The sequence below is a fragment of the Hymenobacter glaciei genome, from assembly GCF_039539585.1.
Taxonomy (GTDB): Bacteria; Bacteroidota; Bacteroidia; order Cytophagales; family Hymenobacteraceae; genus Hymenobacter; species Hymenobacter glaciei.
In genome coordinates this window covers 263,646-289,799 of sequence record NZ_BAABDK010000035.1, presented here as the reverse complement: position 1 = coordinate 289,799, position 26,154 = coordinate 263,646, and the positions used below count along the sequence as shown (strand labels likewise).

16 protein-coding genes and 1 tRNA gene are annotated in these 26,154 nt (G+C 62.3%); 14 read left to right on the top strand and 3 right to left on the bottom strand.

Features of this window, described 5'->3' with window-relative positions:
* Positions 1 to 206: 206 nt before the first annotated feature.
* The 3 genes from ABD837_RS24575 to ABD837_RS24565 all read right to left on the bottom strand — a co-directional run bounded on the left by ABD837_RS24575 (position 207) and on the right by ABD837_RS24565 (position 2,202).
* Positions 207 to 719: a DUF6992 family protein gene (locus tag ABD837_RS24575; protein WP_345059889.1), complete on the bottom strand. Its 513-nt coding sequence runs from the start codon at positions 717 to 719 to the stop codon at positions 207 to 209.
* A gap of 3 nt (positions 720 to 722) precedes the next feature.
* Positions 723 to 1,415, bottom strand: coding sequence for a porin family protein (locus ABD837_RS24570; RefSeq protein ID WP_345059886.1), 693 nt, complete (start codon positions 1,413 to 1,415; stop codon positions 723 to 725).
* Positions 1,416 to 1,506: 91 nt separating this feature from the next.
* On the bottom strand, positions 1,507 to 2,202 hold the full coding sequence (locus ABD837_RS24565; RefSeq protein ID WP_345059883.1) for a porin family protein: 696 nt from the start codon (positions 2,200 to 2,202) through the stop codon (positions 1,507 to 1,509).
* A gap of 200 nt (positions 2,203 to 2,402) precedes the next feature.
* Here ABD837_RS24565 and ABD837_RS24560 point away from each other — a divergent pair.
* The 14 genes from ABD837_RS24560 to ABD837_RS24495 all read left to right on the top strand — a co-directional run bounded on the left by ABD837_RS24560 (position 2,403) and on the right by ABD837_RS24495 (position 26,107).
* A tRNA-Val gene (locus ABD837_RS24560) sits at positions 2,403 to 2,477 on the top strand.
* A gap of 180 nt (positions 2,478 to 2,657) precedes the next feature.
* Complete coding sequence (locus tag ABD837_RS24555) at positions 2,658 to 5,489, top strand: type I restriction endonuclease subunit R (protein ID WP_345059880.1); 2,832 nt, start codon at positions 2,658 to 2,660, stop codon at positions 5,487 to 5,489.
* A gap of 127 nt (positions 5,490 to 5,616) precedes the next feature.
* Positions 5,617 to 7,194 (top strand): restriction endonuclease subunit S, encoded by a 1,578-nt coding sequence (locus ABD837_RS24550; protein WP_345059877.1) that lies wholly within the window; start codon positions 5,617 to 5,619, stop codon positions 7,192 to 7,194.
* Between the two features lie 9 nt (positions 7,195 to 7,203).
* Entirely contained in the window at positions 7,204 to 8,853 is a 1,650-nt protein-coding gene (locus ABD837_RS24545; RefSeq protein WP_345059874.1) for an ATP-binding protein, read from the top strand.
* A 156-nt stretch (positions 8,854 to 9,009) separates the two neighbouring features.
* Positions 9,010 to 10,494: a class I SAM-dependent DNA methyltransferase gene (locus ABD837_RS24540; RefSeq protein WP_345059871.1), complete on the top strand. Its 1,485-nt coding sequence runs from the start codon at positions 9,010 to 9,012 to the stop codon at positions 10,492 to 10,494.
* Positions 10,495 to 10,990: 496 nt separating this feature from the next.
* Complete coding sequence (locus ABD837_RS24535) at positions 10,991 to 14,149, top strand: SusC/RagA family TonB-linked outer membrane protein (RefSeq protein ID WP_345059868.1); 3,159 nt, start codon at positions 10,991 to 10,993, stop codon at positions 14,147 to 14,149.
* Between the two features lie 59 nt (positions 14,150 to 14,208).
* Complete coding sequence (locus ABD837_RS24530) at positions 14,209 to 15,741, top strand: RagB/SusD family nutrient uptake outer membrane protein (RefSeq protein ID WP_345059865.1); 1,533 nt, start codon at positions 14,209 to 14,211, stop codon at positions 15,739 to 15,741.
* Positions 15,742 to 15,845: 104 nt separating this feature from the next.
* Positions 15,846 to 16,922: a glycoside hydrolase family 43 protein gene (locus ABD837_RS24525; RefSeq protein WP_345059863.1), complete on the top strand. Its 1,077-nt coding sequence runs from the start codon at positions 15,846 to 15,848 to the stop codon at positions 16,920 to 16,922.
* Positions 16,923 to 16,961: 39 nt separating this feature from the next.
* On the top strand, positions 16,962 to 18,701 hold the full coding sequence (locus ABD837_RS24520) for a family 43 glycosylhydrolase (RefSeq protein WP_345059861.1): 1,740 nt from the start codon (positions 16,962 to 16,964) through the stop codon (positions 18,699 to 18,701).
* Positions 18,702 to 18,754: 53 nt separating this feature from the next.
* Positions 18,755 to 19,963 carry an aldose epimerase family protein gene (locus ABD837_RS24515; RefSeq protein WP_345059859.1) on the top strand — a complete coding sequence of 403 codons (1,209 nt, stop codon included), beginning with the start codon at positions 18,755 to 18,757 and terminating at the stop codon, positions 19,961 to 19,963.
* Between the two features lie 160 nt (positions 19,964 to 20,123).
* A complete protein-coding gene (locus ABD837_RS24510) occupies positions 20,124 to 21,866 on the top strand; it encodes a ribulokinase (protein WP_345059857.1) in 1,743 nt (580 codons plus the stop codon).
* Between the two features lie 138 nt (positions 21,867 to 22,004).
* Complete coding sequence (locus ABD837_RS24505; protein WP_345059855.1) at positions 22,005 to 22,706, top strand: L-ribulose-5-phosphate 4-epimerase; 702 nt, start codon at positions 22,005 to 22,007, stop codon at positions 22,704 to 22,706.
* 81 nt (positions 22,707 to 22,787) lie between these two features.
* The gene (gene araA, locus ABD837_RS24500; RefSeq protein ID WP_345059853.1) at positions 22,788 to 24,278 is read left to right on the top strand and encodes an L-arabinose isomerase; all 1,491 of its coding nucleotides are present in this window, start codon (positions 22,788 to 22,790) and stop codon (positions 24,276 to 24,278) included.
* A 128-nt stretch (positions 24,279 to 24,406) separates the two neighbouring features.
* Positions 24,407 to 26,107: a sodium:solute symporter family transporter gene (locus ABD837_RS24495; protein WP_345059851.1), complete on the top strand. Its 1,701-nt coding sequence runs from the start codon at positions 24,407 to 24,409 to the stop codon at positions 26,105 to 26,107.
* Positions 26,108 to 26,154 lie beyond the last annotated feature (47 nt).

Sequence of the window (26,154 nt, the reverse complement as noted above, 5' to 3'; positions counted from 1 at the left end):
AGAGCGGTAGCCGGGGCAGTGCGCGTCAGGAGTTTGAAGCGGTGTTGCGCTGGATTGCTACACAAAGCTCTTACAACTAGGCACGGGCGCACCGTTATTTTCGTTGAACCGGGACTTTTCGTCGCCCTACCACGGATGATGCCTTTTAAAAATAAAGCTAATTGCTGTGATTGGTTGTTTGTCCGAAAAAAGCACTGTCCAATTACTTACGCCACGAACGGCGGCCAGCCACGCGCCAGCCAGTGCAGCAAGGCCCACATTACGCCATCAAACAGCAGCAAAAACCCGCCCTGTACCCACAACGAGCGGCCATAGCCCAGCAGGCGCTCCGGCCGGGTTTGGTTAGGCCGCGTGGCCCGGCGGCGCAGGTAGCTGCCGGCCAGTACGTACAGCACATCCAGCCCTGCATTCACAGCAAACAGCGTTTCGTAGAAGTGCTGGCTGTTCAGCAGTTCGGCCGCATCCAGGCCCGCCGGCGGGCTGAAATGCAGGCGCAGAATGCCCCAGGCCGCCAATCCGGCGTTCACCAGGTTCCACAGCACGTTCATGCCGTGGAAGTGGAATGCTTCCTGGCGGCGGTCGGCGTGGGCGAGGTAGTAGCCACTGCCAATCAGGTTCAGCAGCACCCAGGCGGCGAGCAGGGCCAGGCCCCGACCCAGCAGCACTTCGCGGCGCATAAACAGGACCGCAACGTCGGCAGCGGGCAGGGCCAGCAGCATGCGCTACCTGCGGAAGCCAATGCCCAGGTACACCTGGATGGACTGGTTGCGCACCTTGCCGTCGGTTACCGTGAGGGCGGTGTTGCCGTACTGCACGGCCGCGCCGGTCTTGTAGATGTCGGCCAGGCTCAGGTCGTAGCGCACGCCCAGGCGGGCCGGGCCCAGCCGGGCTTCGGCCCCGCCAATTACGCCGTAGTCGAGCGTGTTGTAACCGTTGGCATTCAGGTCGAGGTTTTTGCCATCGTTCAGCACCTTGGTGAGCACCGAAATCTGCGGGCCCACGTGCACACTCAGGGTTTCGGTGATGTTGCCCACGAACAATACCGGCAGCTCGAAATAGTCGAGGCGGGTGTCGTGCGCGCTGTAGGACGTGCCCGTGCTGGTGGTGCCGGCATCGGTGTGGTAGCCCTTGCGGATGTAGAGCGCCTCGACTTGCAGCGAGGCGAAATTGCTGAACCCAAACTGCCCGTAGACCCCGGCATTGAAGGCGGCGAATGAATTTTTGTTGGGAAACAGGTCGGCGCCGCTGCCATTGATGTTCGACGTGTTGTAGCCGCCTTTAATGCCGAAGCCGGTGTTGCGCGACTCGGTGCCGGTAGAGCCGTTGTCGTAGTCTTTCGAGCTCATGCCGCTCTGCGCCAGGGCTTGCGTCGCGGTGGCCAGCGCCAGGGCAAGAAATAGAACTGGTTTTTTCATAGGAGTAAGAGGATGCCGCCCACCACTTGGGCCAAAAAAAACAGGAGGCCCCGGGGAGCCTCCTGCATATACTATCGGGAGCGGTACTTGGTTATTGACGCAAGCCCAGGGCTACATACAACTGCACCACCTGGTTGTGCACCGAAGGTGGCGTGCCCGAGGTATTGCCGCCGTTCACGTTGGGATACGACTTGCTGGTGTCGAAGATTTTGCCGAACGACAAATCGTAGCGCGCTCCCAGCTGGGCCGGGCCCACGCGGAAGGAAGCACCCACAATGCCACCGTAATCAACCGTATTAAAGCCCTTCTCGGAGAGGCCAAGGTTCGAGTCGCCCTGCTTGGCCAATATCAACAACGACACCTGCGGCCCTACGTGCACGCTGAAGTTGTCGGTGATGTTGGCCACGTACAAAACGGGCAGCTCAACATAGTCGAGGCGCGTGGTTTTGTTGGTGACGGTGGGCGGGCTGGTGAGGCCGTTGATGTCGGAGTTGTAGCCCTTGCGGTTATACAGCAGCTCGACCTGTACCGACGAGAAGTTGTTGAAGCCAAACTGGCCGTACACACCGGCGTGGAAGTTATGGTAGGCCGAGACGTTGGTGAGGCCTTCGCCGTAGGGCCGCGAGAAGTTGTAGCCGCCCTTTACCCCAAAGCCGGTGTTGCCCGATTCGGTGGTCTTGCCGCCAGTGTAGTCCTTCGAGCTCATCGAGCCGCCCGGACGGGCTTGGGCGAAGGCAGCCGTGCTGGAAGCAAGGCCCAGTAACAAAAATAGAAGAGTCTTTTTCATGGGTGAAAGAGGAAAAGGGGCGATGGCGGAAGCCGCCTGAGCAGGGAACGATAATTATTTCTGTTTTGCCCTATACTTTGCCGGGGCCAGAAGGTTGCCCACGGCTGCCCCGCCACACGAAAAAATGCGGATGATTACGCACCCATCGGATTGGTGCACTACCTTTGAAGCGGCAGCGGCTTCGGCCGGCTGCCCGACCTGGGGTGTTAGCTCAGTTGGTTCAGAGCGCCACCCTGACACGGTGGAGGTCGTTGGTTCGAGCCCAATACGCCTCACAAAAACCCTCATTGCATGGTGCAATGAGGGTTTTGTTTTTTATGGCCCCCCGTTTTGCCCCACCCTATTGGTATTTTTAAGCGTCTCCAAGCGTAAAAATTTAGGCATGCCTAAGGCCTTTAAATATTCTGCCTGACTCTGTCGGCAGCGTACATTAGTGCCGCCTCTTCTACCGCTTCATGCTTACCCCCGAACAGCACGCCCGTCAACTCATTGATGCCCAACTAACCGCCGCCGGCTGGGCGGTGCAAGACAATAAGCTGCTGAACCTGGGCGCCAGCCCCGGCGTGGCGGTGCGGGAATACCCCACCGCTTCCGGCCCGGCCGACTATGCCCTGTTTGTGGACCGCAAGCTGGTGGGCATCGTGGAGGCGAAGAAGGAAGGCACTTCGCTCACGGCCGTGGCCGAGCAGACCGCCCGCTACCAGGCCAGCGCCACCAAACACGCCCAGCGCGTGGCCGACCAGTTGCCCTTCGGCTACGAGGCCAACGGGCAGGAAATCCGCTTTGCCGACGCCCGCGACCCGGAGCCGCGCTCGCGGCCGGTGTTCGGCTTCCACCGGCCCGAGACTTTGCGCGACTGGACCCGGCAACTGCACACGCTGCGGGCGCGGCTGCGCACCTTGCCGGCCGTGACCACGGCGGGGCTGCGCGACTGTCAGATTGAAGCCCTGCGCAACCTGGACGTGAGCCTGAAGGACGACCGGCCGCGGGCACTGATTCAGATGGCGACGGGCTCGGGCAAGACGTTTACGGCGGTGTCGTTCATTTATCGGCTCATTAAGTTTGCGGGGGCTAAGCGCATCTTGTTTCTGGTGGACCGGGGCAACCTGGGGCGGCAGACCTTGCAGGAGTTTCAGCAGTACACGGCGCCGGACGACGGGCGCAAGTTCACGGAACTCTACAACGTGCAGCACCTGACCTCGAACCAGCTCGACACGGTGAGCAAGGTCACCATCACCACCATCCAGCGGCTGTACTCCATGCTGCGGGGCGAGGCCGAGTTCGACGCGGGCAACGAGGAGCGGTCGGGCTTTGAGCTGAACGGCGACGCGCCGCAGCGGCCCCGCGAGGTGGCCTACAACCCGGCCGTGCCGCCCGAGGGCTACGACTTCGTGGTGATTGACGAGTGCCACCGCTCCATCTACAACGTGTGGCAGCAGGTGCTCGAGTACTTCGACGCCCACCTCATCGGCCTCACGGCCACGCCGGCCAAGCAAACCTTCGGCTTCTTCAACCAGAACCTGGTGATGGAGTACAGCCACGAGCGCGCCGTGGTGGACGGCGTGAACGTGGGCTCCGACGTGTTCCGCATCGAAACCGAAATCACGGCGCGGGGCAGCCGCGTGGAGAAGGGCAGCACCATCAAGCGCATGGAGCGCCAGACCCGCAAGCGCCGCTGGGAAACCCTGGACGACGACCTCGTGTACGCCGGCACTCAGCTCGACCGCTCGGTGACGGCCCCCGACCAGATTCGGACGGTGCTGGAGACCTGGAAGGCCCGCCTGTTTACGGAGCTGTTTCCGGGCCGCGAAATCGTGCCCAAGACGCTGATATTCGCCAAGAGCGACCACCACGCCGACGAAATCGTGGACCTGGTGCGCGAGGTGTTCGGCAAGAGCAACGAGTTCTGCAAGAAGATAACCTACGCGGCCGAGGAGAAGTCCGACGAGCTGATAAAGCGCTTCCGCAACGACTTCAACCCCCGCGTGGCCGTGACGGTGGACATGATTTCGACTGGCACCGACATCAAGCCCCTGGAGTGCCTTGTGTTTCTGCGCGACGTGCGCAGCCGGGTGTATTTCGACCAGATGAAGGGACGCGGCACCCGCGTCATCGCCCCCTCCGACCTGGAGGCGGTGACCAGCGACGCCGGCGCCAAAACCCGCTTCGTTATCGTGGACGCCGTGGGCGTGACCGACTCGGCGAAGAAGGACACCGAAAGCGTGGAGCGCCAGCCCGGCGGCCTGGGCTTCGAGAAGCTGCTGCACGCCGTGGCCCTCGGCAACCACGAGCCCGCCCAGCTGCGCAGCCTGGCCACCCGCCTGGCCCGGCTCGACCGCCAGCTCACGCCCGACGACCGGGCGGCTGTGCTCGCCCACACCCAAGGGGCGGCCACCGTGCAGCAGCTCGCCGCCCGCCTCTACGACGCCGTGGACCCCGTGCGCCAGGAGGCCGAGGCCCAGCGCGTGGCTACCGCCGAAGCCCACGCCGCCGGCCTGCCCGCCCCCGGCGAGCCGGGCAGCGCCCTCGATGAGCCCACCGATGCCCACTGGCAGGAGGCCACGCAGGCCCTCACCGAGCGGGCCGTACACCTTTTTGACGACCCGGCCCTGCGCACGCTGCTCACCAAGGTGCACGCCCAGCACGACCTCGTGATTGACCTCGTGAGCAAAGACCAGGTGCTGCGCGCCGGCTTCGAAAGCCAGACCTCGCCCGAGGCCGCGCAGGCGGCCCTGGCCCAGGCGCGCATCGACAAGTTCCAGGCCTTCATCGCGGCGCACAAGGACGAGATTACGGCCCTGCAGCTGCTGCACAACCAGCCCTACGCCCGCCGGGCCGTCACGTTTGCCCAGATTCGGGAGCTGGCCCTGGCCCTGCGCCTCGACAACCCCCAGCTGACGCCCGAGCACCTCTGGGACGCCTACGAGCAGCTCGAAAAGGCCCGGGTGCGCGGGGCCGGCCCCCGCACCCTGCTCACCAACCTCATCAGCTTGGTGCGCTTCGCCCTGCACCAGACCGAGACGCTCACCGCCTACCCCCTCACGGTGGAGGAGCGGTTTGGGGCTTGGCTCGCCCGGCAGCAGCAGGCCGGCCGCGCCTTCAGCCCCGAGCAGCAGCACTGGCTGGGCCTGATGCGCGACAAGGTGGCCACCTCCCTGAGCGTGGAGGCCGAAGACTTTACCCTGCCGCCCTTCATCGACCTGGGCGGCTACGGCCGCGCCCGCCAGGTGTTCGGGGCCGATTTGCAGGCCATTGTGGATGAGCTGAACGAGGCCCTGGCCGCATAAGCATAGCTCATGCGGTGTAGGGTATTTTCCCAATCACAAAAAATACCCTACAAACTTGTAGGGTATTTCTGCCTTTTTAAAAAATAGCCTACAACCTGTCGGTCCTCACGCCGGCTAATACTATCGAATGAACGAAGAACAGGAATTGCCGCAGGGCTGGAAAACTGCCAAGCTTGATGAAGTCATGCTACCTGTTCGGGGCATTGCTTTTCCTAAAGAAGTTAAAGCCCACGCCCCGGCAGAAGGTTATTTGGCTTGTCTACGCACTACAAACGTCCAGAAAGAGGTTGAATGGGGAGACTTGTGGTTTATCCCACGTCAGTATGCGAAAAGAGAAGACCAGATTGTCCAACCGTTAGACATTCTTATTTCGACTGCAAATAGCTACGAGCTTGTGGGTAAGGTTGCGCAAGTTCATGCCATTCCTTACGAATCGACCTTAGGTGCTTTCATATCCTTACTTCGGGTGAAAGCCCCTTTTGACGCCAAGTTCTTTTACCATTACCTATCGGCTTCCTCAACGCAAGAAGCTATTCGAGGCTTTGCATCGACTACGACTAATATTTCTAACGTTTCGACTGGAAAGCTCGCCACGCTGGATGTCGTTGTCCCGCCCCTGCCCGAGCAGCGCCGCATCGTGGCGAAGTTGGAGGAGCTGTTCAGCCGGCTCGATGCGGGCGTGGCGGCCGTGCGCCGCACTCAGGCCCTGCTCAAGCGCTACCGCCAATCGGTGCTGCACGCGGCCGTGACTGGCGAGCTCACCCGCGCCTGGCGCGAGGCCCATCCCGCCCCCACCGAGACCGGGGCCGCCCTGCTCACCCGCCTCCGCGCCGAGCGCCGGGCGCAGTGGGAAGCCGCCCAATCTGCCAAGCGCGGCGGGCAACTCCCGCTCAACGATGCCTGGAAGAAGAAATACGAGGAGCCCGCAGCCCCCGACACGAGCGAGCTGCCGGAGCTGCCGGCGGGGTGGGCGTGGGCGAGTGTGGGGCAACTGGTTTCCGTTGGAACAGGTGCAACACCCTTAAAAAGCAACCCGCTTTATCACTCAGAAGGCACCGTTCCTTGGGTAACTAGCGGAGCATTGAACAACCTATTCATCCGCGAAACGCAACAATTCATTACAGAATTGGCAGTCGAAGAAACCAATGCTAAGGTCTTTCCCGCCGGCACCCTTTTGGTGGCCATGTATGGCGAAGGCAAAACGCGAGGCAAAGTTTCTGAACTGACATTCCCAGCTGCTACTAATCAGGCTTGTGCAGCCTTGATTTTCGATGATGCCGCGATGGATGCGAAGGAAATGGTTAAGCTGTTTTTTGAGAAGAATTACGATGATTTGCGGCGTTTGTCATCAGGTGGAGTTCAGCCAAATCTGAACCTGAGTTTGATAAAAGCAACAGCCGTTCCCCTTCCGCCCCTAGCCGAGCAAGCCGAAATCGTAGCCGAAGTAGAGCGCCGCCTCACCGTGCTCGATGTCCTGAGTCAGACCCTTACCGCCGAGCTGAAACGCGCCGAGCGCCTACGTCAGAGCCTGCTGCACCGGGCCTTCACCGGCCGCCTCGTGCCCCAGGATGCCACCGACGAGCCGGCCGCCGCCCTACTGGCCCGGCTGCGGGAAGGCGCGGCAGGGGCGGCCCCGGCCAAGGGCAAGGCCGGGCGCGGGCGCCAGCCCAAGGCCATTGCCCAACAAGCTACTTTAGGGTTTTAAAGCTGCTGTATGCGCGAAGGGCAAGTGTTTGAGAAGAAGAGTTACCGCAAGGCGTTCGGCCCCACGGCCGACCTGAGCGACCTGGCCAAGACCTGCGTGTGCCTGGCCAACGCCCAGGGCGGCACGCTGCTCATCGGCCTCGAAGACGGCGACGACCTTCCCCCGGCTGGGCAGCAGCTTGACGCGGCCGAGGTGCACAAGCTCGTTCAGAAGCTTAGCACCAAGTCCCGCAACGTCAGCTTTGGCGCCGCCGTGCTGCTGACCGCGCCTAACGGCGGGCAGTATCTGGAGGTGACGGTGAGCCCGTCGCTGCACGTAGTGGCTACCACGGCCGATGGCCGCACGTATGCCCGCTTCAGCGACCAGTGCCAGCCCGTGTCGGGCGAAGACCTGCGCCGGCTCGTGTTTGAGAAATCGGGCCTGCAGTGGGAAATCCGGCCCGTGCCCAACGTGCGCCGGGAAGATTTGTCGCCGGCCGAAATCCGCTTTTTTGTGGACCGGGTGCGCACGGTCGGCAAAGCCAGCGCCTTCGTGCTGGCCAAATCCGACACCGAGCTGCTGGACTACTACCGACTGGTAGACGACCACGGCGTGGCCACCCACCTGGGCGTATTGTGGCTGGGCACTTCCGCCCAACGCGCGCGCCTCAGCTATGGCCTCATGGCGCAGTATGTCGTGTATGACCAGCTGGAGCAGAAGGTGCGCAAGGCAACCTGGTTCGACCACCACCTCAACCCCGCCCAGCTGCTGGAAGACGTGCTGGCGCAGGCCGTGGAGCTGCACTACTCGCACGAAATCCCCTGGGGCCTCACGCGCCGCCTGGTGCCGCACTACCCGCCCGCCGTGCTGCGCGAGCTGCTGGTGAATGCCTTTGCGCACCGCCTGTACACCACGGCCACCGACGTATTCATTCAGGCCTACCCCGACCGGGTCGAAATAACCAGTCCCGGCGGGCTGCCGCTGGGCGTTACGCCCACCACCATCCTGCACGAGCGCCTGCGGCGCAACCCCCACCTGGCCCTCACCTTCGAGGCCACCGGCCTGATGGAGGGCGAAGGCTCGGGCTACGACCTGATTTACCAGCAGCTCAGCCGCGAGGCCAAGCCCCTGCCCGACGTGGACGACACGGGCACCAGCCTGCGCGTGACCCTGCGCGCCCAGCGCCCCGACCCCGATACACTGCGCCTGCTCGACTACCTGAGCGCGCATTACATCTTCAGCCAGAAGGAAACCATTGTGCTGGGCCTGTTAGCGCAGCACCGTCGCCTGAGTGCCACGGCGCTCAGCCAGGCGCTGCAATTGCGGCAAGAGGAGCGCACCCGCTCCTGGGTGGGCCGCCTGGTTGACTGGAACATCGTGCAAACCCAAGGCACCCGCAAAGGCACCGAGTACGTCATCAACCCCGAGGTGTTCGCAGCGGCCGACCTGCAGGTAAAGCCTACGCTCAAAACAATCGAGCCGCATCTGTTGCGCGCCTTACTGACGGAAGACCTTCGCGCCTATCCGGACAGCTCGCTGGCCGAAATGCACAAGCGGCTGGGCGAAGAGCTTGGGGCGCACCTTCTGCGGCGGCAGCTGCTGCAAATGACGCAGAGCGGCTTAGTCGAAACCAGCGGGGCCAACCGCAACCGCCGGTATTCGCTGGTGGCTAAAAAATAATAACTGTTGAATAAACTCGGTAGCGAAACAGCCTACAGATAACCAGAAAGGCTTTCTTGTCTTCTTGCATGTTCAACAAGTGTTGAATAAACGTCCAATAAATCCTCGGCGTCACCCCGAACTACGCGGTAACTCCTTTCGGTAATTCTCCTACTCATGCGCCAACCCACCCTTAATGCCACTGCCCAGTCCCTTGTTCAACGCGTGTGGGGCTACGCCACCGTGCTCCGCGACGACGGCGTGGGCTACGGCGACTACGTCGAGCAAATCACCTACCTGCTGTTCCTGAAGATGGCCGACGAGCAGGCCGGCGCGCCCAACGCCCCCGCTGTGCCCGAGGGAAAAGACTGGGCCAGCCTGCGTGCCCTCGAAGGCGACGCGCTGGAAGTGCAGTACCGCCACCTGCTCACCGACCTGGGCAAGGAGCCCGGCATGCTGGGCGTCATCTTCAAAAAGGCCCAGAACAAGATTCAGAACCCCGCCCGCCTCAAGCACCTGCTGGCCCTGATAGACCGCGAAAACTGGTCGGGCCTGGGCTTCGACGTGAAGGGCGAGATTTACGAAGGCCTGCTGCAAAAGAACGCCGAGGACGTGAAAGGCGGCGCGGGCCAGTACTTCACGCCGCGCCCGCTCATCCAGGCCATCGTAGAGGCCGTGGCCCCCACGCCGGGCCAGACCATCTGCGACCCGGCCTGCGGCACCGCCGGCTTCCTGCTGGTGGCCCGCGACTACCTCGTGGACACCTACGGCAAGGACCTGGACCGCGAGCAGCTCAAGTTTTTGCGCGACCACACCTTCCACGGCACCGACATCGTGGACTCGGTGGTGCGCCTGGCCGCCATGAACCTCTACCTGCACGGCGTGGGCTCGACGGAAAGCCCGGTGAAAAACCAGGACTCGTTGCTCGCCGACCCCGGCGACCGGTACGACTTCATCCTGGCCAACCCGCCCTTCGGCAAGAAGAGCAGCATCACGGTGATGAGTGAGGAAGGCCAGACCAGCAAGGATACGCTCAGCTACGAGCGCACCGACTTCGTGGCCACCACCAGCAACAAGCAGCTCAACTTCGTTCAGCACATCTACACCATCCTCAAGGTGGGCGGCACGGCCGCCGTGGTGCTCCCCGACAACGTCCTGTTTGAAGGCGGAGCCGGCGAAACCATCCGCCGCAAGCTGCTGCAGGATTGCAATGTGCACACCCTGTTGCGTCTGCCCACGGGCATCTTCTACGCCCAGGGCGTGAAGGCCAACGTTATCTTCTTTGAGAAGCGTGCGGCCGCCGAGCAGGCTCAGACCAAGGAAATGTGGGTGTACGACCTGCGCACCAACCAGCACTTCACCCCCAAGGGCAACCCGCTCACGCTGGCCCACCTGCAGGACTTCATCCAGAGCTACGGCCAGCCCGGCCAACGCGCCCAGCGCCAGGAAACCGAGCAGTTCCACCGCTACGACCTGGCCCAGCTCCTGGCCCGCGACAAGGTAAACCTCGACATTTTCTGGCTCAAGGACGATGCCCTGGAGGACAGCGCCACCCTGCCCGCGCCCGATGTGCTGGCCCTCGAAATCACGGAGAACCTGCAGGCCGCGTTGGCGCAGTTTGCCAGCATCGCTGAGGAGTTGGAGGAAACTTCATTGAGGTAGCTCAGTGCAACTTATTAGAATAGCATCGGGTGAGCGCTAACTTATCCATGACTTTCGTAGCTAGTGTTGCTGTGCCAAATGGTGAGATGCTGCTATTGAAGCTGTTCATAAAGTCGCCAAAATCAATCAGAACGTCATGCCTCATCTTGAATTTCTAAACAGCTTCATTCTTTAGAAAGCTTTGCCTCACCAGAGCCGTTCGACGGATACAAGCAAATACCTGAGCCCAATACGCCTCACAAAAACCCTCATTGCCTTTGGCAATGAGGGTTTTTTTGCCCACTGCAACGAACCTGCATTGGGGCTGTTCGAGGCCTTTTTTAACCATGCGATTGCTCGGGCAAGCACCGTGGCCCTTGGCCTCAAATCAATGTTTTCGGAGAATCAGGCCATTTATCACACTTTTTTTATTGCAATACACAAACGATTGTGTAGCTTGCATCGCACAAACGATTGTGTATTGCCGTTGCCCGAGAATTCCCACTTTTTTTCGTCTATGAAAAAGCCCGTACCCAACCTGCGCCGAATAACGCTACCGGCCCTTATCTGCTGCCTGCCGTTGCAGCCGCTTCTGGCCGCAGCGGCGGCGCCATCGGCCACCCGTGAGGTGGCGCTTGCGGCGGCCGGCGTGGCCGGCCGCGTAGTGGATGCCAGCGGCGCGGGCATTCCCGGCGTGAACGTGATTGTGAAAGGCACCAGCGTAGGCACCCAGACCGATGCCGACGGCCGCTACACCATCGACGCGCCCGAGGGCGCCACGCTGGTGTTTTCCTTCGTGGGCTACGCCAGCCAGGAAGTACCGGTGAGTGGCCGCTCCAGCGTGGATGTGACGCTGGCCGTGGATAGCCAGGCACTGAGCGACGTGGTGGTGGTAGGCTACCTGACCCAGGACCGCCAGAACGTGAGCAGCGCCGTGAGCAGCCTCAATGTGAGCGAGGCCACCAAAGCGCCGGTTGCTACCGCTACCCAGGCCTTGCAAGGCCGCCTGCCGGGCGTGCAGGTGACGGGCGGCGGAGCCCCGGGCGATGCGCCCATCGTGAACGTGCGCGGCATCGGCACGCTCGGAAACTCCAGCAGCGCGCCGCTGTACGTGATTGACGGCTTGTGGACGGACAACATCCGCGACCTGAACCCCAGCGACATCGAGAGCCTGACGGTGCTGAAAGATGCTTCATCCACGGCCGTGTACGGGTCGCGGGGAGCCAATGGGGTGGTGCAGATTACCACGAAAAAGGGCCGGGCCGGCACGCCTTCCATCGGCTTCAATGCCTACCGGGGCGTGGAGCAGGTGTACAAGCGCTATAACCTGACCAATGCCAGCGAGTGGGCCGACCGCGCCGTGGTGGCCTACGCCAACGCCGGCCTGAACCCCTTGAACAACGGGCAGAACAGCTTGGCGGGGGCCGTGAAAGGGCCAGGTGGCGCGTTTAACCCCAACATCGACACCGATTGGCAGAAAGAATTTTTCCAGACCGGCAAAGTCGAGGACTACAACCTGTCGTTCTCGGGCGGCAATACCGGCGAGAAGTCGGCTTCCAACTTCCTGATTTCCGGCGAATACTTTCACCAAGAAGGCATCGTGAAAGGACCCGACTTCCAGCGCTACAGCCTGCGCCTGAACTCGGGGCTGACCCGGGGCCGGTTTAAGTTTCAGGAAAATGTGCAGTTCACCCACCTCAATGCGACCCTGCTCAACGGCGCGCCGTTTATCGACGTGCTGATTATGCTGCCGAGCATTCCGGTGTACGACGCAGCCAACCAGGGCGGGTTCGGCACGGGTTCGACGGCCCTGAACACCTTTGCCACCAACCCGATTGGGGCGCAGCAGCTGCTGCGCCGGACGCAGTCCGACAACCGCCTGGCAGGCAACATCAGCGGTGATTTCTCCATCTTCGACTTTCTCACCTACCGGCTAAACGTGGCCATGGACGGGCACGTCTACGGCAACGCCGATGCTCAGCAGGCCGGCATTTTGCGCCAGAATACCCGCATCAATACCTCGGGCTTGAATGAGTTTTTGGGGAACGACGTCTTTTTGATGGGCGAAAACACGTTGAATTTCAACAAGCAGCTGGGCGACCACCGCGTGAATGCACTGGCGGGCTATTCGGAGCAGTCTTACCAGCAGCACAATGTGCAGGCCGGTACCCAGGGCTTTACTTCGTCGCCGCAGTATTACTTTGAGCTGAGCGCCGGCCCCGACAAGGGGGTTATCCAAGGCTCGTCGTTTAAGTACACCAAACGCTCGTACTTCGCCCAAGCCACGTACGACTACAAAAACCGCTACCTGCTGTCGGTGAGCGGCCGGCGCGACGGGTCGTCGCGCTTCATTCCGGCAAACCGCTGGGGCAATTTCGGTGCGGCATCCATCGGCTGGCGCATCAGCGAGGAAGACTTCTTCAAAAACGCGTTGCCGGCGGTGAACAACCTGAAGTTGCGGGCCAGCTACGGCTCCAACGGCAACGATGCGCTGGGCGGCATCTACGGCGGTAGCTACCTGCCTTATCCCATTGTGGGCCAAAACGTGAACTACGTGATTGGCACCGGCCAAACCATCGTGAACGGCGCTTCGCAGCTGGCCCTGCCAAGCCCCGATATCAAGTGGGAAGACCGGTACACCCGAAACTTTGGCGTGGACCTGAGCGTGCTGAACAACCGGCTCACGCTGTCGACCGACTACTACGTGTCCGAAACCCGCAATGCCCTGGCGCCGGTGCAGGTGCTCACGTACCTGGGCCACTTCGGCCAGGCCTTGTTCCAAAACGCGGGCAACATCGAGAACCGCGGGTTTGAATTGGCGCTGGGCTACCACGACACCAAGCGCGCGTTCACCTACGGGGCCGATTTCACGCTGACCACCGTGAAGAACAAAATCACGGCCGTGCCGGTGGAGAACCAAACGTTTGGCGGCGGCGAAGGAGTGACCCGCTCGCAGCTGGACACGTCGCTGGGCGAGTTCTACTTGATTCCGTTCGCGGGCATCTTCCAATCGAGCGACGAGGTGGCGAGCTACAGAAACTCGAAGGGCATCGTCATCCAGCCTTACGCTTCGGCCGGCGATGTGCGCTACACCGACGTGAACGACGACGGCAAGATTGACAACGCCGACCGCGTATTTGCGGGCAAGTCCATCCCCAGCCTGCTGCTGGGCCTGAACCTGAACGCCGCCTTCAAAGGCTTTGACTTGTCGGTGTTCTTCAACGCGGTGAGCGGCAACAAAATTTACAACCAAGCACGCCGCGACCTGGAGAGCTACAACGGCCCCAACAACTACAACGCCGACGTAACGCCCTGGAGCCCCAACAACCCTTCGACCACCACGCCGCGCCTGCTGCAGGGCGGGGGAGTTGGCAACCTGGGCTTGGCCGCTGCTTCCAACGCTTTGTTCAACACCACGCGCTGGCTGGAAGACGGCTCCTACCTCCGGCTGCGCAACGTGCAGCTGGGCTACACCTTGCCCAAAACGCTGACCAGCAGAATGTCCGCCCTGGGTAGTGTTCGGGTGTACGTAACCGGCCGCAACGTATTCACCCGGACGAAATACACGGGCTTCGACCCGGAGATTACCGGCACGGGCTTCTTCAGCCGCGGCGTCGATGTTAGCTCTTACCCCAACGTGCGCAGCTTCACCGGCGGCCTGCAGGTAAACTTCTAAATCAGAACCGGGGACGGCCCGCGCCGGCCCCGCTCCTCCAACCGTATTTTCTCCCTGACATGAAAATTAATAAAATAGCTGCCCTCCTGCTGGCGGGAAGCCTTTTCACGGCGGTGGGCTGCCAGAAGGACCTGCTGGACCAACCCAACCCCAACGCCCCAACCACCGACCAGTTCTGGAAAACGCAGGACGATGCCGTGAAAGGGGTATTCGCCTGCTACTCGGGCCTGCAGCAGTTTGCTTGCTACTACCGCAGTTGGCACTTCATGGCCCACCGCTCCGACGAGTCGTACAGCCAAAGCCCCTTTGTGGAACTGGCCAACTTCACGCGCTTCATCACGCCGGACAACAACTTCTTCATTTCCTCATTCGCGTGGAATGACTACTACCGCACCATTTACCGCACCAACCAGGTGCTGGCGCACGTGCCCGGCATTCAGATGGACGCTACGCTGCGGAGTCGGCTGGTGGCCGAGGCCCGGTTCGTGCGGGCATTGTCGTACTTCGATTTGGTGTATTTCTTTGGCAATGTACCCCTGCTAACGGTGGAGCCCACGGTGGCCACCCGCGCCCCCCAGGGCACCATTGCGCAGGGCGAAGCCCAGGTAATTGCCGACTTGCTGGCCGCCATTCCGGATTTGCCGCTGTCGTACGGCGCCGCCGACAAGGGCCGCGCCACCAAAGGCTCGGCGCAGGCCCTGCTGGCTAAGGTGTACATGCAGCAGAAAAAGTACAGCGAAGCCGCGGCGCTGTTTGCCCAAATTGCCGCCGACAACCAGTACAGCCTCGTACCGAACTACCTCGACAACTTCACCGACACCAACGAGAACAACGCGGAGTCGGTGTTTGAAGTGCAGTTCACGGGCGCGGTGCTGGAAGTAGGGCAGGGGCAGGACAATGCGTCGGCGTCGGAAAGCCACGACCGCCCCAACTTCTTTGGCCCTCCCGGCCCCACGTTCGCCGACGTGCAGCCGCGCCGCTGGTTGCTCAACGCCTACACCGACTCGACGGTGGCGTTTGCGCCCGGCAGCAGCACCAAGCACCTCATCGACCCGCGCCGCGACATCTGCATCATCCACGCCGGCAACCCCGACCGGTTCTACGGCAAAACCTTTGCCCAATGGGGCTGGAACCCCAACCAGCAGTACTGGCGCAAGTACCTCAACGACCGGACCCGTGCCGACGAAAACTTCACCTCGGGCATCAACCACCGGGTGATTCGCTACGCCGACGTGTTGCTGATGCACGCCGAAGCCCTCACGGAGCTGAACCAGCTGAGCGCCGCCTTGCCGCTCATCAACCGGGTGCGCCAGCGCCCCTCGGTGGGCCTCGCCCCCTTGGCCGGCACCTTCACCCAGGAGGCGTTGCGCCAGCTCATCCGCACCGAGCGCGCCCGGGAGCTGGCCGGCGAAGGCACGCGCTGGTTCGACATTCTGCGCTACGGCCTGATGGATACCCAGGCCGGCATCGACGAGTTGAAAACCCGCGACTCCGACTTCACCAACTTCCGGTTGGGCATATCGAAGCTGCTGCCCATTCCGCAGCGCGACCTGGACATCGACCCGGCCCTGAAGCAGAACCCGGGCTACTAATTTGAAAATGAGTGGTGAGCCGAAAGCCGTTCCGGACTGCAACCCGGGGCGGTTCTTCTGCCTCAAACGCCCTCGACACAATATCAAAAAACAGGAACGTACGCATGCGCAACCTCTGCAAGTTTACCCGCCGTACGCTGCTGGCCGTGGTGCTATTGGGCAACCTTGCCTGCGGTAGAACCAAAACGGCGGTGCCGCCGGTGGCCTCGCCGCCGCCCAAGGTTAGCAGCACCACCTTTCAAAATCCGCTGCTGCCCAGCGGCCCCGACCCGTTTGTGGCCCAAAAAGATGGGTACTACTACTATCTGCACACCTTGAACGACCGGCTGGCCATCTGGCGAACCGCCACCATGTCGGGCCTGGGCAGTGCGCCCAGCACCGTGGTCTGGACGCCGCCCGCCAACGGCGCGGCATCGGGCAATCTCTGGGCTCCGGAGCTGTATTTTCTCGACGGCAAGTGGTACCTCTACTACACGGCTGGCCCCACCGGCACCAACCTGGGCCTGCAGCGCACCTGGGTGCTTGAAAACGCCAACGCCAACCCCACCGTGGGGACCTGGACCGACAAAGGCCGCATTTTTAACCCCATCGAAGACTTTTGGGCCATCGACGCCACGGTACTGGAGCAAAACGGCAACCGCTACCTGCTCTGGTCGGGCCACAACGGCATCGACGGCGTGCAGCGCATCTACATCTCGCGCATGGCCAACCCCTGGACGCTGACCGGGCCGCGCGTGGAGCTGTCGCGCCCGCAGTACGCCTGGGAAAACGTGGGCCCGCCCTTTGTGAACGAGGGGCCCGAAATTATCAAGCACGACAACAAGACCTTCCTGGTGTACTCGGCCAGCTTTTGCGGCACCGACGACTACGCCCTGGGCCTGCTCACGGCCAGCAGCACCGCCGACCCCATGCTGCTGAGCTCCTGGACAAAATCGACCACGCCCGTGTTTTCGCAGCGCCCGGCCAGCCGCGCCTACGCCACGGGCCACAACGGGTTCTTCAAGTCGAAAGACGGGACTGAAGACTGGATTATTTACCACGCCAACTCCAACCCCGGCGAAGGCTGCGTGGAGAAGCGCAACCCGCGCATGCAAAAGTTTGCCTGGAACGCCGACGGCTCGCCCAACTTTGGCGTGCCGGTTCCCATCAACACCGACATTCTCAAGCCTTCGGGCGAATAGTTACCTGTTTTTCAACGCCGTCCTCTTCCGCTTCCCGCCATGTTAACTGCCTCTCTTTTTGCGCCCGGCCCGTGCCGTTGGCCGCTGCTGCGCCGCTGCCTGCTGGGCCTGTTCCTGCTGGTGGCCATGGCCTGGGCTGGTCCCGCGCAGGCCCTGCAAGGTTTCCCAGGCATTCACGACCCGTCCACCATCATCAAAAGCGGCAACACGTACTGGACGTTTGCTACTGGCCAGGGCATCTACAGCCTTTACTCTACTGATTTGGTGAAGTGGACGCCGGGCCCCCGGGAGGTGTTTCCGAACAACGCATACCCGGGCTGGATAAACACCAAGGTGCCCGGTTTTGGCGGCGTTTTCTGGGCCCCGGAGTGCGTGTTTCAAAACGGCAAATACTACCTCTACTACTCCTGCTCCACGTTCGGCTCCAAGGTGTCGGCCATCGGGCTGGCCACCAACGTAACCCTGGACCCCAACAACCCGGCTTACAATTGGGTGGACGAAGGGGAGGTGATTTCGACCAACAACGGCAGCGCCGTCAACGCCATCGACCCGGCCATTTACCGCGACGCCAGCAACAACCTCTGGATGGCGTACGGCTCGTTCTTTGGCGGCATCCGCATCATTCAGCTCGATGCGGCCACGGGCAAGCCCGTGGCGGGCGCACCCCAAACGGCCGTGGCCAACGGCGACGTGGAAGCGGCCTATGTGAAGCAGCGCGGTGCTTTCTACTACCTGTTCATTAATCGGGGCACGTGTTGCCAGGGCTCGAGCAGCACCTACCGCATTCTGGTGGGCCGCTCGGCTTCACCCACCGGGCCTTTCCTCGACAAAAGCGGCGCAGACCTGAACAACGGGGGCGGCACCCTGCTGTTCAGCGCCCTGGGCCGTTACCGCGGGCCGGGCCACACCGGCATTTTTGAGGAAAATGGCGTGGCCTACTTCTCGCACCATTACTACGACTCGTACGACGGCGGAGCCCCCAAGCTTGGCTTGGCCAAGCTGACCTGGGACGCCACCGACTGGCCCGTGGTGAGCCGCGACTGGCTGAATGCCCCCGCCGTGGCCGGCGCCGCTGTGCGCTACACCGTGGCCACGGGCCCGGCCGCTACCAGCCTGGTGTGGCAGTCGCAGGGCTGCACCGGCGCCAATGGGCAGGCCATTACGCAGGCCACCCGCACGGGCGGCACCTGCCAGCAGTGGGATTTCACGGCTCTTGGCAACGGCGACTACAAAGTCACGAGCGCGCTCGGCGGCCTGGCGGCCAGCGTGCTTTATTGTTCCGATGCCAACGGGGCCTTGCTTGATCTGGAGCCCTACACCAACCAGGACTGCCAGCAGTACCACCTGGACCGGGCCAACGACGGCAGCCTGGTGTTTGCCTCGCTGAACGGCAACCGCGTGGTGGAGGTGCCCGCTGCCTCGGCCAACCCCGGCACGCAGCTGGCGCTGTTCGACTACAACGGCTGCGCCTGCCAGCGCTGGTTTCTGACGCCCACGGCCGGCGCCACGGCCACGGCTGCGGGCCAGGGCCTGCCGGGCGTGAGCATTTTCCCCATCCCCGCGCCGGCGGGCAACTTCACGGTGGACCTCAGCGCCCGGAAAGCATCTGAAGCCGTGACGGTCGAGGTATTGGACGTGCGGGGGCGCGTGGTGTATCGCCAAACGGTGGCGCGCCCCTCGGCGCAGCTGGCGGTGGATGCGGGCTTGCCCACAGGTCTGTTTTTGGTGCGTGTGCGCATCGGAACGGGCCAACTCACCCAGAAGCTAACGGTGCTGTAAGGGCAGCGCAGCCGGTTTTACTTCCAATGTCCACGTAATCTTTTTCATTTTCGATGACTACCTCTTTCCGTCTGGGGCGTTTGGCTTTGTCCTGCTCCGGCCTACTCGCGCTGGCCGCCTGCGGGGCCAACAACACTGCTGCCGACCAAGCCGCAACTGGCGCGGCGGCTTCGGCAGCCGCCAATTCCACTCAAACGAAATCCGCTGCCATGCCCACAGCCGCTTCCTTTGGCAAAACCACCGATGGCACCGAGGTGCAGCTTTTTACGCTCACCAACGCCCACGGCCTCAAGGCCACCATCAGCAACTACGCGGGCACCCTCACCAGCCTGTTGGTGCCGGATAAGGAGGGCAAGCTGGGCGACGTAATCCTCGGCTTCGACAACGTGAGCGGATACCAGAGTGCGGCGTTCCGCAAGTCGAACCCCTACTTTGGCGCGCTCATCGGCCGCTACGGCAACCGCATCGCCAGGGGCAAATTCACCCTCGATGGCAAAGCCTACCAGCTGCCCACCAACAACGGCGTGAATAGCCTGCACGGTGGCAAAACGGGCTTCGACCAGCGCGTGTGGGAAGCCACGCCCGGTACCTCGCCCGCCGGTCCCACGCTCACGCTGAAATACCTAAGCAAGGACGGCGAAGAAGGCTACCCCGGCAACCTGACCGTGACCGTGGTGTACACTCTCACCAACGACGACGCCCTGCAAATCGACTACACCGCCACCACCGACAAGGCCACCGTCGTCAACCTTACCAACCACGCCTATTTCAACCTGAGCCACGGCGTGAGCAAGGACATTCTGGCCCACGAAGTGACTCTGCCCGCCGGCCGCTACAATGTGGTCGATGCCGGCCTGATTCCGACCGGCGAGCTGAAGGCCGTTAAGGGCACGCCCTTCGATTTCACCACGCCGCACGCCATTGGCGAGCGCATTGCGCAGGTGTCCGGCGGCTACGACCACAACTGGATTCTGAACACCGCCACCGGTCAGCACGCCGCGGCCAGCGTGTACGACCCTGCCTCGGGCCGTACCATGGAAGTCACCACCGACCAGCCCGGCATCCAGTTCTACACCGGCAACTTCCTCGACGGCACCCTCACCGGCAAAAACAGCACTGTGTACGGCAAGCACGCCGGCTTCTGCCTCGAAACCCAGCACTTCCCCGACTCGCCCAACCAGCCCAAGTTCCCCAGCACTGTGCTGAAGCCGGGCGAGACCTTCCATTCGGTGAGCTCCTACAAGTTCGGCGTGCGGAAGTAGAACGACTCCAGAACGTCATGCCGAGAATTCTGCGCATCAAGCAGAGACCGAGGCATCTCGCTCGAATCGTTGCAATGGCATCGATTACTGCTGCACGCGAGATGCTTCGGCTGCGCTCGGCATGACGGTTCTCTTTATACTTAATTATCTGATAACTAACGTGCAAGAACAAACCACCGCTTACGTCATCGGCATCGACTACGGCACCGACTCCGTGCGGGCGCTGCTCGTGAATGCCCGTACCGGAGCCGAAATCGCTCAGGCCGTGCACTACTACCCGCGCTGGAAGGCCGGCCGCTACTGCCACGCCGCCAAAAACCAGTTCCGCCAGCACCCGCTCGACCACATCGAAGGCCTCGAAGCCACCGTGCGCCAGGTGGCGCAGCAGGTGCCCGCCGCCCAGATTGTGGGTTTGGCCGTGGACACCACCGGCAGCACGCCCGGCCCGGTAAACGCCGAAGGCGTGGCCCTGGGCCTGCTGCCCGAGTTTGCCGAGAACCCCAACGCGCTGTTCGTGCTCTGGAAAGACCACACGGCCCTGGCCGAAGCCGCCGAAATTAACCACAAAGCCCGCACTTGGGGCGGCGAGGATTACACCCGCTTTGCGGGTGGCATCTACTCGTCGGAGTGGTTCTGGGCGAAAATCATGCACATCCTGCGCGAGGATGAGGCCGTGGCTGCCGCCGCGTATTCCTGGATGGAGCACTGCGACTGGCTGACCTTGCTGCTGACTGGCGGCGACCTCGCCAGCTTCCGGCGCAGCCGTTGCGCCGCCGGCCACAAGGCCATGTGGCACGAGAGCTGGGGCGGCCTGCCCCCCGAGCAGTTTCTCACCCACCTCGAACCTCAGCTGGCTGGTTTACACAATCGATTATTCACCGAAACCTACACTGCCGACCAGGTCGCCGGCCACCTCTCCGAAGAGTGGGCGCAGCGCCTGGGCCTGACTACCGACACAGTGGTAGCTGTGGGCTCGTTCGATGCCCACGCCGGCGCGGTGGCGGGCGAAATCGAGGCTTACTCGATGGTGAAGGTGATGGGCACGAGCACCTGCGACATCGTGGTGGCTCCGACCGCTGAAGTGGGCGACCACCTCGTAGCCGGCATCTGCGGGCAGGTCGATGGCTCGGTGATTCCCGGCATGTTGGGTTTGGAGGCCGGGCAGTCAGCTTTCGGCGATTTGCTGGCGTGGTTCCGCAACATCGTGGAGTGGCCCCTGCACCACGTGCTGTCGCATTCCAAAGTGCTGACACCGGAATTGCAGGCCGCTCTGCGCGAGGAAATGAGCGACGCGCTATTGGTGCAGCTCAGCGACGCGGCCGTTGCCATCGACCCCGAAGAATCGGCCGTGCTGGCCCTCGATTGGGTGAACGGCCGCCGTACCCCCGATGCCAACCAGGCCCTGAAAGGTGCCCTAATGAACCTCACGATGGGCACCAACGCGCCCCAGATTTTTCGCGCGCTGGTGGAGGCCATTTGCTACGGCTCGAAGCAGATTGTGGAGCGGTTTGAAAGTGAAGGCATTCCGATTAAGCAGGTCATCGGCATCGGCGGTGTGGCCAAAAAGTCGCGCTTTGTGATGCAGACGCTGGCCGACGTGCTCGACCGGCCCATCAAAATCGCCGTGTCGGAGCAGGCGCCTGCGCTGGGCTCGGCCATCTACGCCGCCGTGGCCGCCGGCATTCAACCCGACGTGACGACCGCGCAGAAGGCCATGGGCTCGGGCTTCGCCGAAACCTACACGCCCAACCCCGCCCGCGTAGCCGACTACGCCGCCCGCTACGCCCAGTACCAGGCCTTCGGCCAGTTCGTGGAAAAGGCCACGGTAGGGCATGAGCTTGGCACCTCCGGCAAGGAAGAGCATCATGCTGAGCTTGTCGAAGCATCGCTACCGCAACACTAACCGGCTGCCCCGGTCCGACCGCCCTAGGCGGTCCGACCGGTTGCCGTGAGAACGCCGACGCACCAACGATAACCGGTCGGACCGCCTAAGGCGGTCGGACCGGCAGTTCTGCCCCAACGAGCAACTGACAACTAACCCATGAGTCAATACCAAGCCCTGAAACAAGCCTGCTACGAGGCCAACATGCAGCTGCCCAAGCTCGGGCTGGTGCTGTTCACCTTCGGTAACGCCAGCGTGGTCGACCGCGAGCGGAGCGTGTTCGCCATCAAGCCCAGCGGCGTGCCTTATGCCACGCTTACGCCCGAAGACATTGTGATTGTCGATTTTGAGGGCAACGCGGTGGAGGGCAGCAAACGGCCGTCGTCGGATACTAAAACGCACGCGCTGCTCTTCAAGCAGTGGCCCGGGATTGGCGGCATCGTGCACACGCACAGTACTTACGCCACAGCCTGGGCCCAGGCGCAGTTCGATATTCCGATTCTGGGCACCACCCACGCCGACCACCTGACGGTGGACGTGCCCTGCGCCCCGCCCATGAGCGACGAGCTCATCGCCGGCGACTACGAGCACCAGACCGGCTGGCAAATCATCAACGAGTTCGAGAAGCGCGGCCTCTCGCCCAGCGAAGTCGAAATGATTCTCGTGGGCAACCACGCGCCCTTTACCTGGGGCAAAACCGTGGAAAAGGCCGTGTACCACAGCGCCGTGCTCGAAGAACTGGCCTGCCTGGCTTACCTCAGCTGCACGCTGCGCCCCGGCGTGGAGCGGTTAAAGGATGCCCTGATTACCAAGCATTACGAGCGCAAACACGGCGCGAAATCCTACTATGGGCAACAGTAGCGCGGACTTTTAGTCCGCGTTTGCGTCTGAACCCCCCCCCCCTCACCTCCCCAAACGCGGACTAAAAGTCCGCGCTACATTATGATTGACCTCACCCACTACGAAGCCTGGTTCATCACCGGCAGCCAGCACCTCTACGGCCCCGAAACGCTGGAGCAGGTGGCCCAGCACTCGCAGCAGATTGCCGAAGCCCTGGGCTCGGCGCTGCCCATCAAAATCGTGTACAAGCCCGTGCTGACGGGCCCGGATGGCATCACCCAACTGGTGCGCGAGGCAAATACTACCGAGAACTGCGTGGGCCTGATTGCCTGGATGCACACCTTCTCGCCGGCCAAAATGTGGATTAACGGCCTGAAAATCCTGCAAAAGCCGCTGGCGCACCTGCACACGCAGTTCAACCGCGACATTCCGTGGGCCGACATCGACATGGACTTCATGAATACCAACCAGTCGGCGCACGGCGACCGCGAGTTTGGCTTCATCGGGGCGCGGCTGAAGCTGAAGCGCAAGGTGGTGGTGGGCCACTGGCAGAGCGCCGACGTGCACGAGCGCCTCAGCATCTGGGCGCGGGCGGCCTGCGCCTGGGCCGACTGGCAGGGCGCGCGCATCGTGCGCTTCGGCGACAACATGCGCTACGTGGCCGTGACCGAAGGCGATAAAGTGGAGGCCGAATTCAAGTTTGGCTACTCGGTGAACACCTATGGTATTGGTGATTTGGTGGCTGTTATCAATGCCTCGGCTGATGCCGACGTAGACGCGCTGCTGGCCACCTACGAGCAGGAATACGACCTGGCCGACGACCTGAAAGCTGGCGGTGCCCAGCGCGAAAGCCTGCGCGAAGCCGCTAAAATCGAGGTCGGCATGCGCAAGTTCTTGCAGGACACCAAAGCCATCGGCTTCACCGATACCTTCGAGGACCTGCACGGCATGGCGCAGTTGCCCGGCATTGCCACCCAGCGCCTAATGGCGGAAGGCTACGGTTTCGGCGGCGAGGGCGACTGGAAAACCTCGGCGCTGGTGCGGGCCATGAAGGTGATGGGCGCGGGCCTGGCCGGCGGCAACTCCTTCATGGAGGATTACACCTACCATTTCGAGCCCGGCAACGAGCAGGTGCTCGGCTCGCACATGCTCGAAATCTGCCCCAGCATCGCCGAAGGCAAGGTGAAGGTGCAGGTGCACCCGCTGGGCATCGGCGGCAAGGCCGACCCGGCCCGCCTGGTGTTCAACTGCCCCGCCGGCCCGGCCCTGAACGCCACCATCGTGGACCTGGGCCACCGCTTCCGCATGATTGTGAACGAGGTGGAAGCGGTGCTGCCCGCCCAAGACCTGCCCAAGCTGCCCGTGGCCCGCGTGCTCTGGAAAGTGCTGCCCGACCTGAACACTGGCGCGGCCGCCTGGATTCTGGCCGGCGGCGCCCACCACACCGGCTACAGCCAGAACCTGACCGCCGAATACCTCGAAGACTTCGCCGAAATGGCTGGCATCGAGTTCGTGATTATCGACGCGGATACCAAGCTGCGGACCTTCAAAAATGAGCTGCGCTACAACGAAGTGGCATTTAGCGGTCGCTAAAGCGGAAGTAGGGGCGGGGCTTGCCCCCGCCCGGATGTTTGCACGGTCTCAATGATTTCGTGCAACGACGGGTGGGGGCAAGCCCCGCCCCTACACGTTCTTTTATAAATCCCACCCAAACCCTTCCCATGCGGAACAACCTTACCACGCTCGACCTGCTGGTCTTTTTCGTCTACCTCATCGGGGTGTCGGGCTACGGCTTCTACATTTACCAGAGCAAGAAAAAGGCCGAGCAGAGCACCAAAGACTATTTCCTGGCCGAGGGCTCGCTCACGTGGTGGGCTATTGGCGCGAGCATGATTGCTTCGAACATTTCGGCCGAGCAGTTCATCGGCATGTCGGGCTCGGGCTTCAAGGTGGGCGTGGCGGTGGCGGCCTACGAGTGGGTGGCGGCCGTGGTGCTCATCATCGTGGCCGTGTTCTTCATGCCGGTGTACCTGAAGAATAAAATCTTCACGATGCCGCAGTTTCTGGAGCAGCGCTACAACTCGACGCTGAGCCTGATTATGAGTATTTTCTGGTTGTTTCTGTACGTGCTGGTCAACCTCACGTCCATTCTCTACCTCGGCGCGCTGGCGCTCAGCAACCTCGTGGGCGGCGACAGCTTCCACACCATCATCATCCTGCTGGCCCTGTTTGCGCTGCTCATTTCCATTGGCGGCATGAAGGTGGTGGGCTACACCGACGTGGTGCAGGTGGTCGTGCTGGTAGTGGGCGGCCTCGTCACGACCTATATCGCCCTGAGTTTGGTGAGCACCAAGTTCGGCCTGGGCGGCGGAGCCATCTCCGGTTTCAATGCCCTGATGGACAAAGCGCCCGACCATTTTCGGATGATATTCGACAAGCCCACTGGGGCCACGCCGCAGGTGGAAGTCGACAAATACCTGGCCCTGCCCGGCATCGCCATGTACTTCGCCGGCCAATGGATTGTGAACCTGAATTACTGGGGCTGCAACCAGTACATCACCCAGCGCGCGCTGGGAGCCGACCTGCACACGGCCCGCACCGGCATCCTGTTCGCCGGCATGCTCAAGCTGATGATGCCCGTGATTGTGATGCTGCCCGGCATTGCCGCCTACGTGCTTTACCGCAACGGCAGCCTGCAGGCCGAGATGGCCAGCACCGGCGCGTTCAACTCCGACAACGCCTATTCGGCCATCCTCACCTTCCTGCCCAACGGGTTGAAAGGTCTGAGCATGGCTGCCCTCACCGCCGCCATCGTGGCCTCGCTGGCGGGCAAGGTGAACTCGATTTCGACCATCTTCACCCTCGACATCTACAAGCGCTACCTCAACAAGGATGCTTCGGAGAAGAAGCAGGTGCTGGTGGGCCGTTTCACCATTCTGGCGGCCGTGGTGCTGAGCGTGGCTTTCACCTGGAAGGACCTGCTGGGCATCGGCGGCGAGGGCGGCTTCCAGTTCATTCAGAAGTACACGGGCTTCATCTCGCCCGGCATTCTGGCGGTGTTCCTGCTGGGCATGTTCTGGAAGCGCACCACGGCCACGGCCGGCATCGTGGGCATTCTGGCGGGTTTTGCGCTGTCGGTGTTCTTCAACAACTACGCGCCCGCCGTGCTGGGCCCCGAAACGCTGCTCTACACCGCCTTCCGCAACGGCGCCGGCACGTACGAAATCCCCTTCCTTATTTGCATGGGCCTGTCGTTTGCCATCACGATGGTGCTGATGGTGAGTGTGAGCCTGGCCGGCCCGGTCGTGAACGCCCGCGCCATCCAGCTCGATTCCAGCATGTTCCGCGTGGGCAAGCAAACGCTCACGCTGATTGTGATTACGATGCTACTGCTCACGGCGCTGTACGTGAAGTTCTGGTAGGGGAGGAGCATTCCCTTTAGTTAGAACGGTCATGCTCATCTGGCGTC